Origin of the sequence: Shigella dysenteriae, from assembly GCF_022354085.1 — a bacterium.
GTDB lineage: Bacteria > Pseudomonadota > Gammaproteobacteria > Enterobacterales > Enterobacteriaceae > Escherichia > Escherichia coli.
On sequence record NZ_CP055055.1, the window covers coordinates 3,513,348 to 3,529,703 of the forward strand.

At 51.4% G+C, this 16,356-nt stretch carries 19 protein-coding genes; 4 read left to right on the plus strand and 15 right to left on the minus strand.

The genetic code is table 11. The annotated features are described in order from the left end of the window. Positions 1-32: 32 nt before the first annotated feature. Complete coding sequence (gene yfhb / locus HUZ68_RS16765) at positions 33-668, minus strand: phosphatidylglycerophosphatase C (protein ID WP_000190644.1); 636 nt, start codon at positions 666-668, stop codon at positions 33-35. Between the two features lie 208 nt (positions 669-876). Here yfhb and HUZ68_RS16770 point away from each other — a divergent pair, with 208 nt between their 5' ends. Together HUZ68_RS16770 and yfhL are read left to right on the plus strand one after the other, a co-directional pair. Continuing rightward, positions 877-1,725, plus strand: a complete 849-nt coding sequence (locus tag HUZ68_RS16770; RefSeq protein ID WP_001013779.1) for a MurR/RpiR family transcriptional regulator — start codon at positions 877-879, stop codon at positions 1,723-1,725. Between the two features lie 55 nt (positions 1,726-1,780). Beyond that, the gene (gene yfhL, locus HUZ68_RS16775; RefSeq protein ID WP_001196285.1) at positions 1,781-2,041 is read left to right on the plus strand and encodes a 4Fe-4S dicluster ferredoxin YfhL; all 261 of its coding nucleotides are present in this window, start codon (positions 1,781-1,783) and stop codon (positions 2,039-2,041) included. Positions 2,042-2,235: 194 nt separating this feature from the next. Here yfhL and shoB read toward each other — a convergent pair whose 3' ends face one another. From shoB to rseD, 13 genes are all read right to left on the minus strand, one after another. Beyond that, positions 2,236-2,316 carry a type I toxin-antitoxin system toxin ShoB gene (shoB, locus tag HUZ68_RS16780; protein ID WP_000128773.1) on the minus strand — a complete coding sequence of 27 codons (81 nt, stop codon included), beginning with the start codon at positions 2,314-2,316 and terminating at the stop codon, positions 2,236-2,238. Between the two features lie 420 nt (positions 2,317-2,736). Beyond that, the gene (gene acpS / locus HUZ68_RS16785) at positions 2,737-3,117 is read right to left on the minus strand and encodes a holo-ACP synthase (protein WP_000986037.1); all 381 of its coding nucleotides are present in this window, start codon (positions 3,115-3,117) and stop codon (positions 2,737-2,739) included. Continuing rightward, positions 3,117-3,848, minus strand: a complete 732-nt coding sequence (pdxJ, locus tag HUZ68_RS16790) for a pyridoxine 5'-phosphate synthase (RefSeq protein ID WP_001297412.1) — start codon at positions 3,846-3,848, stop codon at positions 3,117-3,119. The genes acpS and pdxJ overlap by 1 nt, the downstream gene beginning before the upstream one ends. Positions 3,849-3,859: 11 nt before the next feature. Then, positions 3,860-4,588 carry a DNA repair protein RecO gene (gene recO, locus HUZ68_RS16795; RefSeq protein WP_000399401.1) on the minus strand — a complete coding sequence of 243 codons (729 nt, stop codon included), beginning with the start codon at positions 4,586-4,588 and terminating at the stop codon, positions 3,860-3,862. Positions 4,589-4,599: 11 nt separating this feature from the next. Continuing rightward, positions 4,600-5,505, minus strand: a complete 906-nt coding sequence (gene era, locus HUZ68_RS16800; protein ID WP_000020749.1) for a GTPase Era — start codon at positions 5,503-5,505, stop codon at positions 4,600-4,602. Continuing rightward, positions 5,502-6,182, minus strand: coding sequence for a ribonuclease III (gene rnc / locus HUZ68_RS16805; RefSeq protein WP_001068343.1), 681 nt, complete (start codon positions 6,180-6,182; stop codon positions 5,502-5,504). The genes era and rnc overlap by 4 nt, the downstream gene beginning before the upstream one ends. A gap of 272 nt (positions 6,183-6,454) precedes the next feature. Beyond that, the gene (lepB, locus tag HUZ68_RS16810) at positions 6,455-7,429 is read right to left on the minus strand and encodes a signal peptidase I (RefSeq protein ID WP_000002542.1); all 975 of its coding nucleotides are present in this window, start codon (positions 7,427-7,429) and stop codon (positions 6,455-6,457) included. 15 nt (positions 7,430-7,444) lie between these two features. Next, the gene (lepA, locus tag HUZ68_RS16815; RefSeq protein WP_000790168.1) at positions 7,445-9,244 is read right to left on the minus strand and encodes a translation elongation factor 4; all 1,800 of its coding nucleotides are present in this window, start codon (positions 9,242-9,244) and stop codon (positions 7,445-7,447) included. A gap of 197 nt (positions 9,245-9,441) precedes the next feature. Further along, positions 9,442-9,921, minus strand: coding sequence for a SoxR-reducing system protein RseC (gene rseC, locus HUZ68_RS16820; RefSeq protein ID WP_000589070.1), 480 nt, complete (start codon positions 9,919-9,921; stop codon positions 9,442-9,444). After that, entirely contained in the window at positions 9,918-10,874 is a 957-nt protein-coding gene (rseB, locus tag HUZ68_RS16825) for a sigma-E factor regulatory protein RseB (protein ID WP_000812053.1), read from the minus strand. The genes rseC and rseB overlap by 4 nt, the downstream gene beginning before the upstream one ends. Then, on the minus strand, positions 10,874-11,524 hold the full coding sequence (rseA, locus tag HUZ68_RS16830; protein ID WP_001168459.1) for an anti-sigma-E factor RseA: 651 nt from the start codon (positions 11,522-11,524) through the stop codon (positions 10,874-10,876). The genes rseB and rseA overlap by 1 nt, the downstream gene beginning before the upstream one ends. A gap of 32 nt (positions 11,525-11,556) precedes the next feature. Further along, entirely contained in the window at positions 11,557-12,132 is a 576-nt protein-coding gene (rpoE, locus tag HUZ68_RS16835) for an RNA polymerase sigma factor RpoE (RefSeq protein ID WP_001295364.1), read from the minus strand. Next, positions 12,129-12,284 (minus strand): rpoE leader peptide RseD, encoded by a 156-nt coding sequence (rseD, locus tag HUZ68_RS16840; protein WP_001303621.1) that lies wholly within the window; start codon positions 12,282-12,284, stop codon positions 12,129-12,131. The genes rpoE and rseD overlap by 4 nt, the downstream gene beginning before the upstream one ends. 255 nt (positions 12,285-12,539) lie before the next feature. On the opposite strand from rseD, the gene nadB reads away from it, so the two are divergent. Further along, positions 12,540-14,162 carry an L-aspartate oxidase gene (nadB, locus tag HUZ68_RS16845; RefSeq protein WP_001094486.1) on the plus strand — a complete coding sequence of 541 codons (1,623 nt, stop codon included), beginning with the start codon at positions 12,540-12,542 and terminating at the stop codon, positions 14,160-14,162. Here nadB and trmN read toward each other — a convergent pair. Further along, on the minus strand, positions 14,147-14,884 hold the full coding sequence (gene trmN / locus HUZ68_RS16850) for a tRNA(1)(Val) (adenine(37)-N(6))-methyltransferase TrmN (protein WP_033815565.1): 738 nt from the start codon (positions 14,882-14,884) through the stop codon (positions 14,147-14,149). The two genes, nadB and trmN, sit on opposite strands and share 16 nt — an antisense overlap. A gap of 131 nt (positions 14,885-15,015) precedes the next feature. Here trmN and srmB point away from each other — a divergent pair, with 131 nt between their 5' ends. Further along, positions 15,016-16,350: an ATP-dependent RNA helicase SrmB gene (gene srmB, locus HUZ68_RS16855; RefSeq protein WP_000219193.1), complete on the plus strand. Its 1,335-nt coding sequence runs from the start codon at positions 15,016-15,018 to the stop codon at positions 16,348-16,350. Positions 16,351-16,356 lie beyond the last annotated feature (6 nt).

A 16,356-nucleotide genomic window follows, 5' to 3' on the forward strand; every position in this document is an offset into this window, starting at 1 on the left:
CGGCGCATTATACACGGACGCTATGCTTTACTCTATTCCAGTTGCTGGAGTTCACCGCGCGGGGTTACTCGCCAACGATGCTGACAGAAATAAAGCAGCGGATTGTCCTGATTACTGTCGCTATAGCCACTGTACAGCCGCAGCGGCGTGCCGATTTTGCGCTCCAGTTGTGCGACCTTTTCATGTCCCAGACAACGCATCGTCAATACCCAACCACCATAGCCACGCTGAATTTGGCTAGCGATAAGATTAACTCGCGGCAGCCAGGGCGTATCGAAATAAACCGCTTCAACCAGCGGCTGCGGAGAGCCGGTAATCAACCAGATATCAGCATCAGAACTTAACAGGTAGGTGGTTAATCGCTCCTGAACCAGCGGAAAGGCGGTAACATTGTCACGAAACCAGCGTACGAAATCGGCCTGCAACGCCTGCAAACGCGCTTCATTGTGACCAAAAGTGCATCCCCACAGAAGCAGACTCATCGGCCAGCGTGCCGCACGACCTTTTATCAATAACGCAATGGCTATAATCGGCAACAACGGCAGGACAAGTAACGCATTCAGCGGTTGGCGACGCAGTAAATAGCGCAGAAAACTGCCGAACATATCCTGCTGATGCAATGTTCCATCTAAGTCAAAAAACACCACACGACGCTCGTGAGTTGCCAAACCATACTCCTCTGGACTGAAACATCCTGATTAATTTTCGCTACTACATAGCCTAACAGATAGATCATCACTTTTCCGGCAACAATCGACCGCATCATGGCTAACTGGAATTTTTAATTCATGGCAATTAGCGGCAATGGAATATAAAATTCACTCGCGTGTGTCTCATATTGCCTGTTGTCGCCACTATTTCATCGCGAGGAAAGATATGAACGGCTTACTTCGTATCCGTCAGCGTTACCAGGGGCTTGCCCAGAGTGATAAAAAACTGGCGGATTATCTGCTGCTACAACCTGATACGGCGCGCCATTTAAGCTCTCAGCAACTGGCCAACGAAGCCGGAGTCAGTCAGTCCAGCGTCGTGAAGTTCGCGCAAAAACTCGGCTATAAAGGTTTTCCGGCGCTTAAGTTGGCGTTGAGTGAAGCGCTGGCAAGCCAGCCGGAATCGCCCTCCGTGCCCATTCATAACCAAATCCGTGGTGATGATCCGTTACGGCTGGTCGGCGAAAAACTGATTAAAGAAAATACTGCCGCTATGTACGCAACGCTAAACGTTAATAGTGAAGAGAAACTGCATGAATGCGTAACAATGTTGCGCTCTGCGCGGCGGATAATTCTGACCGGTATTGGCGCTTCGGGTCTGGTGGCGCAAAACTTTGCCTGGAAGCTGATGAAGATTGGCTTCAATGCTGCCGCAGTGCGCGATATGCATGCGCTACTCGCTACCGTACAGGCGTCGTCCCCTGACGATCTGTTATTAGCCATTTCTTACACCGGTGTACGACGCGAGTTAAACCTGGCGGCAGATGAGATGCTGCGAGTGGGCGGAAAAGTGCTGGCGATTACCGGCTTTACTCCCAATGCCCTGCAACAGCGTGCTTCTCATTGCCTGTATACCATTGCCGAAGAACAAGCGACAAACAGTGCTTCAATCTCTGCTTGTCACGCGCAGGGAATGTTAACGGATTTGCTGTTCATTGCGCTGATTCAGCAGGATCTGGAACTGGCACCAGAACGTATTCGTCATAGTGAAGCGCTGGTGAAAAAACTGGTCTGAGTAAAGAATGCGCGTATAATGCCCGCCCGGTTTGTGTTGTTTTGAGAGTTTCCTTATGGCGCTGTTAATCACTAAAAAATGCATCAATTGTGATATGTGTGAACCCGAATGCCCGAATGAGGCGATTTCAATGGGAGATCATATCTATGAGATTAACAGCGATAAGTGTACCGAATGCGTAGGGCACTACGAGACACCAACCTGCCAGAAGGTGTGCCCGATCCCCAATACTATTGTGAAAGATCCGCAACATGTCGAGACAGAAGAACAGTTGTGGGATAAATTTGTGCTGATGCACCACGCGGATAAAATTTAATATTCTGCTCCTGAAGTAGAGTATTAATTATTTTATAGGGAAACCTTAACGCTATTATATTTATTTAATTGATGATTATTAGCACAAACATTCACTAAGTTAATTTATATAGTATCTGCCCAGACACTTATTTATAGTTATTAAAGGTGCGTCCGACTGGTTCACCGGACGCACCTTAAGTACGTTTCCTTGTGTTATAAGAACAGAAGGATCAGCTGTAAAACAGCAATGATGATTTTGATGGCCCGTTTAATAAGGTATCGGCAATCAGTCATTCGTTTTTCCTTAAACAAGGAATGCAGCCGTTCAGATTAGCCCTTACATCTCCCCAAAACTGAACGTGCGAGTTATTGAGGGTGCATGCTGCACTCCACACCAGAGCTTTGACGACACCACTCGTTTCAATGGGGGAATTCTGTGGCATGGTGTAAAGCACAGCAAAATCGCCAATAACGAAACCAATTTTAATGTACTTACGAATTGGCGGTCACGTTAATCTTGCCATCAATATCGCTTTCTTCGTAAAGGCTCGAGTTTTTATGATAAAGATTGCAAGTTGCTTGTAAAAGATAACTACCCTGATCCATAATCGCTGTTGTTGAGGGTGCGTGCTGCACTAAATTAAAGTTACAAAGTAAAACCCCCGTTCCTTACCAGTTCGGGGGTTTTACTTTTTAAAGAGAACGGTATTATTTTTAACTTTCAATAATTACCGTGGCGCAAGCATAGTGGCGCTCATCGGCCAGCGTCACATGCATATTTGCAACGCCCAGCTTTTCCGCCAGTTTTAATGCCTCGCCCCACAGTCGCAGCCGTGGCTTACCAAGCTCATCGTTAAATACTTCAAACTGATTAAACGCCAGACCATTGCGGATCCCGGTGCCAAACGCTTTTGCTGCGGCTTCTTTTACGGCAAAGCGTTTCGCCAGAAAACGCACCGGCTGGTGGTGCGTTTTCCAAATTTCCCATTCGTTATCGCTTAATACGCGGCGTGCCAGGCGCTCACCGGATCGGGCGATCACTGCTTCTATGCGAGCGATCTCTACGATATCCGTGCCTAAACCTAATATTGCCATTAGCCACGCGCTTCCAGCATCAGGCGCTTCATTTCTGCCACCGCATCTTTCAGTCCGGTCATCACTGCACGACCAATAATGGCATGACCGATATTCAGTTCGTGCATCTCAGGGATGGCGGCAATGGCTTTTACGTTGTGATAGGTCAGACCGTGTCCGGCGTTAACTTTCAAACCGAGACTAGCGGCAAAGGTCGCGGCTTTGGCGATACGCGCCAGCTCTTGCGCCTGTTCGGCGTCAGTTTTGGCATCAGCATAGCAACCGGTGTGGATCTCGATAAACGGTGCGCCAACCTCTGCCGCAGCTTTGATCTGCTCTTCATCGGCGTCGATAAACAGAGAAACCTGAATCCCGGCATCCGCCAGACGTTTGCAGGCATCGCGCATTTTGTCACGCTGCCCTGCAACGTCCAGGCCGCCTTCGGTTGTTACTTCCTGACGCTTTTCTGGTACCAGGCAGCAAAAATGCGGCTTCGTCTCAACCGCGATCGCCAGCATCTCTTCGGTCACCGCCATCTCCAGATTCATGCGGGTATCCAGCGTCTGACGCAGGATGCGCACATCGCGGTCAGTAATGTGGCGGCGATCTTCACGTAAATGCACGGTAATGCCATCCGCCCCCGCCTGCTCGGCAATAAACGCGGCCTGCACCGGATCCGGGTAAGCGGTACCGCGCGCGTTGCGCAGCGTAGCGATATGGTCAATGTTGACGCCTAACAGTAATTCAGCCATGACAATCCTCATCATTCATAATGTGTTTTCACCGTTCGCTTAGGCATAAATTGCCGGAACAGTTCCCTGCTCTTTAAAGGTTTACCGCCAAGATACGGCTTAAGCGCCATGCGGGTAAAGCGTTTCGCGGCGCGCAGTGTGTCTGCGTCAGGAAATTCCCGTGCGTTTAACGCTTTTAACTGCCTTCCGGTGAACGTTTTATTGTCGATAACGACGCTTGCGATAAACCCTTTTTCTTCGCGATAACGATACGTCATGGTGTCATCTACCGGCTCGCCGCTACCCGCACAATGGGTAAAATTGACGCCATAACCCAGATGCCCGAGCAGTGCCAGTTCAAAGCGGCGCAGCGCGGGTTCTGGCGTACCAGTGCCCCCTGCAAGAGACTGAATGCAGTGCAAGTAATCGAAAAAGAGTTCAGAGAAGCGCGTCTCGTATTCCAGTACGCGGGAGAGAAGTTCGTTGATGTACAGACCGCTGTAAAGCGTGATACCGCTTAATGGCAGCGCCAGCGAGACAGCTTCAGCACTGCGCAGCGTTTTGACTTCGCCACGCCCGCCGAAACGTAGCAAGAGAGGGGTGAAAGGCTGTAATGCACCTTTCAGGGTAGAGCGTTTAGAGCGTGCGCCTTTCGCAACCAGACGCACGCGACCCGATTCCTCCGTGAAGACGTCCAGCATCAGGCTGGTTTCGCTCCACGGGCGACTATGCAGGACAAATGCGCGCTGCCAGCCTTCCATCGGAGTTACTCTTAAAGATCGTCAACGTAACCGAGACTGCGCAGTGCGCGTTCGTCGTCGGCCCAACCGGATTTCACTTTTACCCACAGCTCAAGGTGAACAGGCGCTTCAAACATTTCCTGCATGTCTTTACGCGCTTCAATCCCGATGGTTTTGATCTTGGCCCCTTTGTTGCCAATGACCATCTTCTTCTGCCCTTCACGCTCAACGAGAATCAAACCGTTGATGTCATAACCACCGCGTTCGTTAGAGACGAAACGTTCGATCTCCACGGTCACGGAGTACGGCAGTTCAGCGCCGAGGAAACGCATCAGTTTTTCGCGGATGATTTCAGACGCCATAAAACGCTGTGAGCGATCGGTGATGTAATCTTCCGGGAAGTGATGAGTCGCTTCAGGTAGATGCTTACGCACGATTGCCGCAATAGTGTCAACATTCAGCCCGGTTTCGGCAGAGATTGGCACGATATCGAGGAAGTTCATCTGGCTTGCCAGGAACTGCAGGTGCGGCAGCAGATCGGCTTTCTCCTGCACGTTGTCCACTTTGTTCACCGCGAGGATTACCGGCGCTTTGCCTTCGCGCAGTTTGTTGAGCACCATTTCGTCGTCCGGCGTCCAGCGGGTGCCTTCAACGACAAAAATCACCAGCTCAACATCGCCAATAGAGCTGCTCGCCGCTTTGTTCATCAGGCGGTTAATGGCGCGTTTTTCTTCCATATGCAGGCCCGGTGTATCGACGTAGATCGCCTGATACGCGCCTTCAGTATGGATCCCCACAATGCGGTGACGAGTTGTCTGCGCCTTGCGGGAGGTGATGGAGATTTTCTGCCCCAGCAATTTATTCAACAATGTGGATTTGCCAACGTTCGGACGTCCGACGATGGCAATAAATCCGCAGTAACTTTTATCGATGCTCATTCCAGCTCCAGTTTTTTCAACGCCTGTTCGGCGGCAGCCTGCTCAGCCTTACGACGGCTTGAACCTGTGCCAACCACCGGTTCACTCAGGCCGCTGACCTGGCAGTGGATTGTAAATTCCTGATCGTGCGCTTCGCCACGTACCTGGACTACCAGATAAGTCGGCAGCGGCAGATGACGACCCTGCAAATATTCTTGCAAGCGCGTTTTCGGATCTTTTTGTTTATCGCCTGGGCTAATTTCGTCCAGACGAGTTTGATACCAGTTGAGGATTAATTTCTCGACGGTTTGAATATCACTGTCGAGGAATACGCCACCAATTAATGCTTCGACGGTGTCGGCGAGAATTGACTCACGACGAAATCCACCGCTTTTAAGTTCACCTGGTCCTAAACGTAAGCACTCGCCTAACTCAAATTCGCGCGCCAGTTCCGCCAGCGTATTGCCACGGACCAGCGTGGCGCGCATCCGGCTCATATCGCCTTCATCCACACGAGGGAAACGGTGATAAAGCGCATTGGCGATAACGTAGCTCAGAATAGAGTCGCCTAAAAATTCTAAACGCTCGTTATGTTTGCTGCTGGCACTACGATGAGTTAATGCCTGCTGCAACAGTTCCTGATGATTAAAAGTGTAGCCCAGCTTCCGTTGAAGCCGATTAATTACGATGGGGTTCATGCGATACCAATAAATAAATGCGTCAACAATTCAGCACACGAAACAGACCTGATATACATGGCTCTGCTAACTGCTTCGCTGCAGTTTCAGTTTAGCGGTATATGGGGACCAACGCTGTTTCGTGTGCCGTGGCAACCTGGAGGTGCCAACCTTAAACTTCGGGGGAATATTCTATACACAACGACGGGGGATGTCGTTAGCCACGGGAGATTTATCTCATAAATAATTCACGTTGTCGCCATAACGGCGACAACGTGAACGAAGATGAGCTATTAATGGATGCCGCCAATGCGACTTAAGCGCACACCTGTCGGCCATTCGCCTTCTTGCTTATCGAAGCTCATCCAGATAGCCGTTGCCCGACCGACCAGATTCGCTTCAGGCACAAAGCCCCAGTAACGGCTGTCCGCGCTGTTGTCGCGGTTGTCGCCCATCATGAAGTATTGTCCCGGAGGAACAATCCAGGTTGCCAGTTGTTGCCCTGGCTGCTGGTAATACATCCCCACCTGATCCTGCGCAATCGGCACTGTCAGAATGCGGTGCGTCACATCACCCAGTGTCTCTTTACGCTCGGAAAGACGAATTCCATTTTCTTTGGTTTCGTTTTTCGGCACTTCAAAGAATCCGCTGGTCGCTTCCCCACCATTACGGCGTGAGAAGGTCTGAACGAAATCGCTCGGTTCCACGTTTGAGTAGGTGACCGGCAGCGCGTTTTCACACGCCTGGCCGGAACTGCATCCCGGTTGAATCGTCAGCTCTTTTGAGACCGGATCGTAAGTGACTTTATCGCCCGGTAAACCCACCGCGCGCTTGATGTAATCAAGCTTTGGATCTTCCGGATATTTAAAGACCACGATATCGCCGCGTTTCGGATGACCGGTTTCGATCAGCGTTTTCTGGTAGATAGGATCTTTAATGCCATAAGCAAACTTCTCTACCAGAATAAAATCACCGATTAACAGAGTCGGCATCATCGAACCTGACGGAATCTGGAACGGTTCATAAATAAACGAACGCACAATCAATACGATAGCCAGTACCGGAAAAACAGAAGCACCGGTTTCCAGCCAGCCAGGCTTCGGCGCAACCTTTTTCAACGTTGCTTTATCCAGTGAGTCACCGGCAGCCGCCTGCGCCGCTGCCTGACGTTCCCGCCGTTTAGGTGCGAAAAAGAATTTATCCACGCACCATAAAATGCCCGTCACCAGTGTGGCAATCACCAGAATCAGGGCAAACATATTCGCCATGCCAACTCCTAAGGGTTATTTGTTGTCTTTGCCGACGTGCAGAATGGCGAGGAACGCTTCCTGCGGCAGCTCGACGTTACCGATCTGCTTCATGCGTTTCTTACCTTCTTTCTGCTTCTGCAGCAGCTTTTTCTTACGGCTGATATCGCCGCCATAACATTTAGCCAGTACGTTTTTACGCAGCTGTTTCACGGTGGATCGCGCAATAATGTGCGTACCAATCGCTGCCTGAATGGCGATATCAAACTGCTGGCGTGGGATCAGATCTTTCATCTTCTCCACCAACTCGCGACCGCGGTTTTGCGAATTATCACGGTGGGTGATCAACGCCAGCGCATCAACACGTTCACCGTTGATTAATACGTCTACACGTACCATGTCGGACGCCTGGAAGCGTTTGAAGTTGTAATCCAGAGACGCATAACCACGCGAGGTAGATTTCAGGCGATCGAAGAAGTCGAGCACCACTTCCGCCATCGGGATCTCGTACGTCAGCGCCACCTGATTACCGTGGTAAACCATATTGGTCTGCACGCCGCGTTTTTCTACGCACAGCGTAATAACGTTGCCGAGATATGCCTGCGGCAGCAGCATGTGACACTCTGCAATCGGCTCGCGCAGTTCGTAAATGTTATTTACCGCAGGCAGCTTGGATGGGCTGTCGACGTAGATAACTTCCCTTGACGTGGTTTCAACTTCATACACTACGGTCGGCGCAGTGGTGATCAGATCCAGATCGTATTCACGTTCCAGACGCTCCTGGATGATCTCCATGTGCAGCAGGCCAAGGAAGCCGCAGCGGAAACCAAAGCCCAGCGCGCTTGAGCTTTCCGGCTCATAGAACAGTGAGGCATCGTTCAGGCTGAGTTTACCCAGCGCGTCACGGAAGGCCTCATAGTCGTCGGAACTTACCGGGAACAGACCGGCGTATACCTGCGGTTTGACTTTTTTAAAGCCAGGCAGCGCCTTTTCTGCCGGATTACGCGCCAGCGTTAAGGTATCGCCGACTGGAGCGCCGTGGATATCTTTAATCGCACATACGAGCCAGCCTACTTCGCCACATTTCAGTTCAGTGCGGTCAACCTGTTTCGGCGTGAAGATGCCCAGACGGTCGGCGTTATAGGTCTGCCCGGTACTCATGACTTTCACTTTGTCGCCCTTACGCAGGGTGCCGTTTTTAATACGGATAAGTGAAACAACGCCCAGGTAGTTGTCGAACCATGAGTCGATAATTAGTGCCTGCAACGGGCCTTCCGGATCGCCTTCCGGCGGCGGAATGTCGCGCACCAGACGTTCGAGAACGTCCTGCACGCCAACGCCGGTTTTCGCTGAACAGCGCACCGCGTCAGTGGCGTCGATGCCGACGATATCTTCAATTTCTTCCGCCACGCGTTCAGGATCGGCTGCCGGCAGGTCAATCTTGTTCAGTACCGGCACCACTTCGAGATCCATTTCCATGGCGGTGTAGCAGTTTGCCAGGGTTTGCGCTTCCACGCCCTGCCCGGCGTCGACCACCAGCAATGCACCTTCACAGGCAGCCAGCGAACGGGAAACTTCATAGGAGAAGTCTACGTGGCCCGGGGTGTCGATAAAGTTAAGCTGATAGGTTTCGCCGTCAGACGCTTTGTAGTCCAGCGTCACGCTTTGCGCTTTGATGGTAATGCCACGCTCACGCTCAAGATCCATGGAATCGAGAACCTGCGCCTCCATTTCACGGTCAGACAGGCCACCGCAGATCTGGATAATACGGTCAGACAGCGTCGATTTACCGTGGTCAATGTGAGCTATGATCGAAAAGTTACGTATATTCTTCATAAAGTATGATTATTGTGCCTTAATGCCCGGTTAACCAGGCTTTTAGAAGTCGCTGTTCTGAGCTTAACGTCTGTATTAATAGAAACGCCGCATTCTACACTACAACATTGAGGCGAGGAAATGTTCATACCGTATGGATTGTGGTATCTGGAAACGTCCTCGCATTTGTTATGCAAAATGCAACAAAGCCAGTGAAATCACTGGCTCGCGTCTTCCGAAGATGTTTCAAATCGCACAAGGCCAGGCGGCAATGCCACGCTTAAGATGATCGGTTGCCATTCTGCCCGGGCAGCAAACTTACGCGAGTAGCCACGCGCAATCAGGAACCCGCCAATACCGCCGAGGACCGCACCACATAATGCTGCGACGTCAGAAGCAAAGAGTAGCTGAAATAGCGAAGCGATGAGGAATAATCCCACCAGCGGCGACATATAAACCAGTAATGCGGAGCTAAGCAGGCTGCCTTCGGCGATCCCCAATTCCACTTTTTGCCCCGGCACTAACGGCTCATCACAGGGTACGACAATGGTATGCGTGGTTTGCGGGCCAAGTTTATTCAACACGCGGCTACCGCAACCGGCGCGTGAAGCGCAGCTGCTGCATGAGGCTTTAACATCACAACTGACCAGCGCCTGCCCGTTTTGCCAGGAGACGACGGTAGCCCACTCTTTGATCATTGCGCTGCCCCGAACTTAATATTCTCGGCAATGCGTTTCGCCGTTTGCGGCGGCAGTTCACCGACAATGGTGATTTCGGCGTTATCACGTACGCTTGTACTGACGGTTCTGCGTCCGGTGCGCAACATCTGATCGGTGCTCGATGGCGTAGCGCGGTTAACGTTTACCGAGAAGCTGAATAATCCGTCGGAATAGAGACGTGATTCGATAGGCATGTTGTCCATCGTCGGTAGCGGACGTCGACTACTGGAAACTTCGCTAAAACCCTGTGGCAACCAGGTGGGAGTCCAGCTGAATTTGGCTTTTTCACCTACAGGAACAGAAAGCAACGGCGGCAAATTTGCCTTCGCCAGCGTCTGCATACTGCTGCTGATATCCTGATTGACATTAAAAGCAATCACGCGAAATTGTTCCAGCGTTTCACCATCGCGATCAAGGAGGTCAACCCGCATCGGTAATTTCGATTCGGTGTCCATCCACACAATGTAGCTGTAGCGTGTGCCATCACGAGCAACCACGCGAATAACTTCACAAAGACGATCAGCAATACGCGTGCGCCCGACGGAGATAAAGTCGTAGTAAGGAGAAAGGCGTTTGAAATCGGTATAGATGAGCGATGGCAGAGAATCAACAATGTAATCGCCATTAAGAGTAAACGGTTCAAGGCCCGGCTCAAAGTAGCTGATTTCATTGCCGCGCTGTACCACTTCCCGGCGCGGGCCATCCATTTGCAACAACTGTGCAAGCGGACGGTTATCGAGGCGTGCATGTCGATAACGCAGAGACTCAACACCTTGTTTATTGATGCTGATGAATGACAGCTCGTAATTCAGTGACTGGCTAGCCAGGTTCATCTGCTGTAATAACGCCCCGGACGCGGGAGTGGCCGAGGCGTTAGCAGAGAATAACAGGCTACCTGTCACTAATGACATGGCAAACCAAAGTTGCTTCATTACTGCGATTGCGTTCCTAAAGTTTGAATTCCTGGCACCTGTACAGCGGCTTGCTGGGTTTGTGCCTGCTCAAACTGAAGCTGTTCAGAGTGGAGTCGGCGTTGCAGTTCGTAATCCTGCAACATTGCATTAATGCGACGACGCTGCTCCTGTACCTGCTGCTGTTGACCATTGTTTGCGGTCGCTTCAGAAGGTACTCCCAGGCTTACCGGGCTGGCTTTACCCATCATCGGCAGTGTATTAAATACCGGCGTTTCGGGCTGCTGGGACGTTTCAGATTGTCCATTATAGTGCTGGACGCCAACGATAACTGCAAGCGATACGCATGCTGCTACGCCCATTTGGGTAAGCTGTGCCGCCCACGGACGTACTTTCTGCCAGAATGGCATTTTCTGCCATTGATGCGGCGCAGGCTGGGCTTCCGGGATCAATGTCGCCGGTTGACGTACTGGCTCTTCTTCAATGGCGGCCATCACGCGTGAAGAGATATCGAAATGGAGCACCTCGGGAGTATCACCCCGCATTGAGTCACGGATTAAGTGATAGCTTTCCCAGGTTTTCTGCATTTCTGGGTTATGAGCCAGTTCGTTAAGCAGCTCACTATCCAGCGTTTCGCCATCCATTAAAGCGGAAAGTTGTTCTTTCTGCATGCCTAATACCCTTATCCAGTATCCCGCTATCGTCAACGCCTGATAAGCGGTTGAACTTTGTTATCAATAGCTTCCCTCGCTCGGAAGATACGTGAACGCACCGTACCTACCGGACAATCCATGATAGCGGCTATCTCTTCATAGCTCAGGCCATCCAGCTCCCGCAAGGTTATTGCCATGCGTAAATCTTCCGGGAGGGACTCAATAGTTCGGAAAACTATCTGTCTCAGTTCTTCTGACAACATTAAGTTCTCAGGGTTCGAAATTTCTTTCAACGCGCCGCCACTTTCGAAGTTTTCAGCTTCAATGGCATCCACATCACTGGAAGGTGGACGACGCCCCTGAGCAACCAGGTAATTTTTCGCTGTATTTACAGCAATCCGATACAGCCATGTATAAAAAGCGCTATCTCCCCGGAACGAATCCAGCGCACGATAGGCTTTAATAAAAGCTTCTTGTACCACATCGGGAACATCACCCGACGGCACATAGCGGGAAACCAGACTCGCCACTTTATGCTGATAGCGCACTACCAGTAAGTTAAAGGCTTTCTGATCTCCCTTCTGGACCCGTTCAACCAGGACCTGGTCCGTTAACTGCTCGCTCATCCGAGGTAAAGTCTCCCCAAACCAAATTTCCACGCGCTATCGAAACGCCACTCCATTAGCTGCAATTTGAGCAAGCAAAGGGTTAGAGTGTCTCGTTTTTGTAAAGTTCCGTAACGCATCTGTTTTTGTTTGTCATGCTGTAGACGGATCATTATCTATCATTATAAGTCTACAGAATCTGAACATCGCATTATCTGTGTAGAAATGCCCATTTAACTGCCTGAAGAGTAACCCAACGGCCTTTTTATTTCACCACCTAATCCTCCACCAGCCAGTAACTTCTCTTTTTCTCGCCGCCCTGCGTCAGCGTGTTTAGCCACTGTAACAAATATTAAAATAGCAGGTGTTTATTCGCACAACATGATGCTATGCTGACCAAACCGTGTTTAGTAAATTAAACAAAGAAAATGAATACTCTCCCTGAACATTCATGTGACGTGTTGATTATCGGTAGCGGCGCAGCCGGGCTTTCACTGGCGCTACGCCTGGCTGACCAGCATCAGGTCATCGTTCTAAGTAAAGGCCCGGTAACGGAAGGTTCAACATTTTATGCCCAGGGCGGTATTGCCGCCGTGTTTGATGAAACTGACAGCATTGACTCGCATGTGGAAGACACATTGATTGCCGGGGCTGGTATTTGCGATCGCCATGCAGTTGAATTTGTCGCCAGCAATGCACGATCCTGTGTGCAATGGCTAATCGACCAGGGGGTGTTATTTGATACCCACATTCAGCCGAATGGCGAAGAAAGCTACCATCTGACCCGTGAAGGTGGACATAGTCACCGTCGTATTCTTCATGCCGCCGACGCAACTGGTAGAGAAGTAGAAACCACGCTGGTGAGCAAGGCGCTGAACCATCCGAATATTCGCGTGCTGGAGCGCAGCAACGCGGTTGATCTGATTATTTCTGACAAAATTGGCCTGCCGGGCACGCGACGGGTTGTTGGCGCGTGGGTATGGAACCGAAATAAAGAAAAGGTGGAAACCTGCCACGCAAAAGCGGTGGTGCTGGCAACCGGCGGTGCGTCGAAGGTTTATCAGTACACCACCAATCCGGATATTTCTTCTGGCGATGGCATTGCTATGGCGTGGCGCGCAGGCTGCCGGGTTGCCAATCTCGAATTTAATCAGTTCCACCCTACCGCGCTGTATCACCCACAGGCACGCAATTTCCTGTTAACGGAAGCACTGCGCGGCGAAGGCGCTTATCTCAAGCGCCCGGATGGCACGCGTTTTATGCCCGATTTTGATGTGCGCGGCGAACTGGCCCCGCGCGATATTGTCGCCCGCGCCATTGACCATGAAATGAAACGCCTCGGCGCGGATTGTATGTTCCTTGATATCAGCCATAAGCCCGCCGATTTTATTCGCCAGCATTTCCCGATGATTTATGAAAAATTGCTCGGGCTGGGGATTGATCTCACACAAGAACCGGTACCGATTGTGCCTGCTGCACATTATACCTGCGGTGGTGTAATGGTTGATGATCATGGGCGGACGGACGTCGAGGGCTTGTATGCCATTGGCGAGGTGAGTTATACCGGCTTACACGGCGCTAACCGCATGGCCTCGAATTCATTGCTGGAGTGTCTGGTCTATGGCTGGTCGGCGGCAGAAGATATCACCAGACGTATGCCTTATGCCCACGGCGTCAGTACGTTACCGCCGTGGGATGAAAGCCGCGTTGAGAACCCTGACGAACGGGTAGTAATTCAGCATAACTGGCACGAGCTACGGCTGTTTATGTGGGATTACGTTGGCATTGTGCGCACAACGAAGCGCCTGGAACGCGCCCTGCGGCGGATAACAATGCTCCAACAAGAAATAGACGAATATTACGCCCATTTCCGCGTCTCAAATAATTTGCTGGAGCTGCGTAATCTGGTACAGGTTGCCGAGTTGATTGTTCGCTGTGCGATGATGCGCAAGGAGAGTCGTGGCCTGCATTTTACGCTGGATTACCCGGAACTGCTCACGCATTCCGGTCCATCGATCCTTTCTCCCGGCAATCATTACATAAACAGATAAAAAGCCTGGGTCAGCGCCGTATACGCTTCGGAATAGTTCTGGTCTGGCCCACGAATGACTAAGCGATCGCTAAAGCATTCTCCCGCCTGCGGGGAGAATGCCAGCAGCACCCGATGCGGCAGTCGCGCTTCGTTTTCCGCCACATCCGTCCGCAAACGTAAATGCCAGCCCATACTTAATGCCAGCTCCGTAAAACTATTACCAATCTGCTCTGGCAGCACCACGCAGAAAAATCCCTCTTCGGTAATGCACTCCGCCGCACAGGCCAGCAACGATGGGTGATCAAGCGTAGTAGTATAGCGAGCCTGTTCCCGTTGAGGTGTCGAGCACTCTACTCCCTGCTGATAGTAAGGTGGGTTACTGATGATTAAATCAAAGCGCGCGGTCTGCTGTGTTACCCACTGCTGAATATCCGCCGTATGGACGTTAATTCTCTCTAACCACGGGGACTGGGCGACATTTTCCTGCGCCTGAGAGGCAGCTTCACTTTCCAGCTCAACGGCATCAATTATCACGCTGTCACTGGTTCGCTGCGCCAGCATCAGTGCCAGCAAGCCACTACCCGCACCGATATCAAGGCAACGTTTTATCCCAGCCACCGGTGCCCATGCGCCCAGCAATATGCCATCCGTTCCCACTTTCATCGCACAGCGATCGTGAGCAACAAAAAACTGTTTAAAAGTAAATCCATTACGACGAAGCACGGATGTAGACTGTGACATGAAAATAAAACCTTGCAGGAAAAACGGCGATAGCACCGGGTGAGAACAATACCCGAGAAGCGATATCCATACAAACAGATGAAGATTGCAGCCGTAACGTCTATAATCAGCGCCCCACACAGAGGTAGAACATGACTGTAACGACTTTTTCCGAACTTGAACTCGACGAAAGCCTGCTGGAAGCCCTCCAGGATAAAGGTTTCACTCGCCCGACCGCCATTCAGGCTGCCGCCATTCCGCCTGCGCTCGATGGCCGTGATGTACTCGGTTCTGCGCCGACAGGCACCGGTAAAACGGCGGCGTATCTGCTGCCAGCGTTGCAGCACCTGCTCGATTTCCCGCGTAAGAAATCCGGTCCGCCGCGTATTTTGATCCTCACCCCAACTCGCGAGCTGGCGATGCAGGTGGCCGATCATGCCCGCGAACTGGCGAAACATACGCATCTGGATATCGCCACCATCACCGGCGGCGTAGCCTATATGAACCACGCGGAAGTGTTCAGCGAAAATCAGGACATCGTGGTCGCCACGACCGGACGTCTGCTGCAATACATAAAAGAAGAGAACTTCGATTGCCGCGCGGTTGAAACGCTGATCCTCGACGAAGCAGACCGTATGCTGGATATGGGCTTCGCTCAGGATATCGAACATATTGCTGGCGAAACGCGCTGGCGTAAACAGACCCTGCTCTTTTCGGCAACTCTGGAAGGCGATGCGATTCAGGACTTTGCCGAGCGTCTGCTGGAAGATCCGGTGGAGGTTTCTGCCAATCCGTCCACCCGTGAGCGCAAAAAAATTCATCAGTGGTATTACCGCGCCGATGACCTGGAACATAAAACCGCATTGCTGGTGCATCTGTTAAAACAGCCGGAAGCGACCCGCTCAATTGTGTTTGTGCGTAAGCGTGAGCGTGTGCATGAGCTGGCAAACTGGCTGCGCGAAGCGGGCATCAACAACTGCTATCTCGAAGGTGAGATGGTACAGGGCAAGCGTAACGAAGCGATCAAACGTTTGACCGAAGGTCGCGTAAACGTACTGGTTGCAACCGATGTTGCCGCGCGCGGTATCGACATTCCTGACGTCAGCCACGTCTTTAACTTCGATATGCCGCGCAGTGGCGATACTTATTTGCACCGTATCGGACGTACCGCGCGCGCCGGTCGTAAAGGCACCGCAATTTCGCTGGTGGAAGCCCATGACCATCTGCTGCTGGGCAAAGTTGGTCGCTATATTGAAGAGCCAATTAAAGCTCGCGTAATTGATGAGTTACGCCCGAAAACGCGTGCACCAAGCGAGAAGCAGACCGGCAAGCCATCGAAGAAAGTACTGGCAAAACGCGCCGAGAAGAAAAAAGCTAAAGAGAAAGAGAAGCCGCGGGTGAAAAAACGCCATCGCGATACCAAAAATATTGGTAAGCGCCGTAAACCAAGCGGAACGGGCGTGCCACCGCAAACGACAGAAGAGTAATCTCAA

What these genes read in the sequence shown, in the direction of transcription:
- HUZ68_RS16770 (WP_001013779.1), top strand. Translation starts at nt 877, where the DNA reads ATGAACGGCTTACTTCGTATCCGTCAGCGTTACCAGGGGCTTGCCCAG.
- nadB (WP_001094486.1), top strand. Translation starts at nt 12,540, where the DNA reads ATGAATACTCTCCCTGAACATTCATGTGACGTGTTGATTATCGGTAGC.
- rseA (WP_001168459.1), bottom strand. Translation starts at nt 11,524, where the DNA reads ATGCAGAAAGAACAACTTTCCGCTTTAATGGATGGCGAAACGCTGGAT.
- rpoE (WP_001295364.1), bottom strand. Translation starts at nt 12,132, where the DNA reads ATGAGCGAGCAGTTAACGGACCAGGTCCTGGTTGAACGGGTCCAGAAG.
- recO (WP_000399401.1), bottom strand. Translation starts at nt 4,588, where the DNA reads ATGGAAGGCTGGCAGCGCGCATTTGTCCTGCATAGTCGCCCGTGGAGC.
- rseB (WP_000812053.1), bottom strand. Translation starts at nt 10,874, where the DNA reads ATGAAGCAACTTTGGTTTGCCATGTCATTAGTGACAGGTAGCCTGTTA.
- lepB (WP_000002542.1), bottom strand. Translation starts at nt 7,429, where the DNA reads ATGGCGAATATGTTTGCCCTGATTCTGGTGATTGCCACACTGGTGACG.
- rseC (WP_000589070.1), bottom strand. Translation starts at nt 9,921, where the DNA reads ATGATCAAAGAGTGGGCTACCGTCGTCTCCTGGCAAAACGGGCAGGCG.
- yfhL (WP_001196285.1), top strand. Translation starts at nt 1,781, where the DNA reads ATGGCGCTGTTAATCACTAAAAAATGCATCAATTGTGATATGTGTGAA.
- trmN (WP_033815565.1), bottom strand. Translation starts at nt 14,884, where the DNA reads ATGTCACAGTCTACATCCGTGCTTCGTCGTAATGGATTTACTTTTAAA.
- rseD (WP_001303621.1), bottom strand. Translation starts at nt 12,284, where the DNA reads ATGATCCGTCTACAGCATGACAAACAAAAACAGATGCGTTACGGAACT.
- rnc (WP_001068343.1), bottom strand. Translation starts at nt 6,182, where the DNA reads ATGAACCCCATCGTAATTAATCGGCTTCAACGGAAGCTGGGCTACACT.
- shoB (WP_000128773.1), bottom strand. Translation starts at nt 2,316, where the DNA reads ATGACTGATTGCCGATACCTTATTAAACGGGCCATCAAAATCATCATT.
- acpS (WP_000986037.1), bottom strand. Translation starts at nt 3,117, where the DNA reads ATGGCAATATTAGGTTTAGGCACGGATATCGTAGAGATCGCTCGCATA.
- era (WP_000020749.1), bottom strand. Translation starts at nt 5,505, where the DNA reads ATGAGCATCGATAAAAGTTACTGCGGATTTATTGCCATCGTCGGACGT.
- pdxJ (WP_001297412.1), bottom strand. Translation starts at nt 3,848, where the DNA reads ATGGCTGAATTACTGTTAGGCGTCAACATTGACCATATCGCTACGCTG.
- lepA (WP_000790168.1), bottom strand. Translation starts at nt 9,244, where the DNA reads ATGAAGAATATACGTAACTTTTCGATCATAGCTCACATTGACCACGGT.
- srmB (WP_000219193.1), top strand. Translation starts at nt 15,016, where the DNA reads ATGACTGTAACGACTTTTTCCGAACTTGAACTCGACGAAAGCCTGCTG.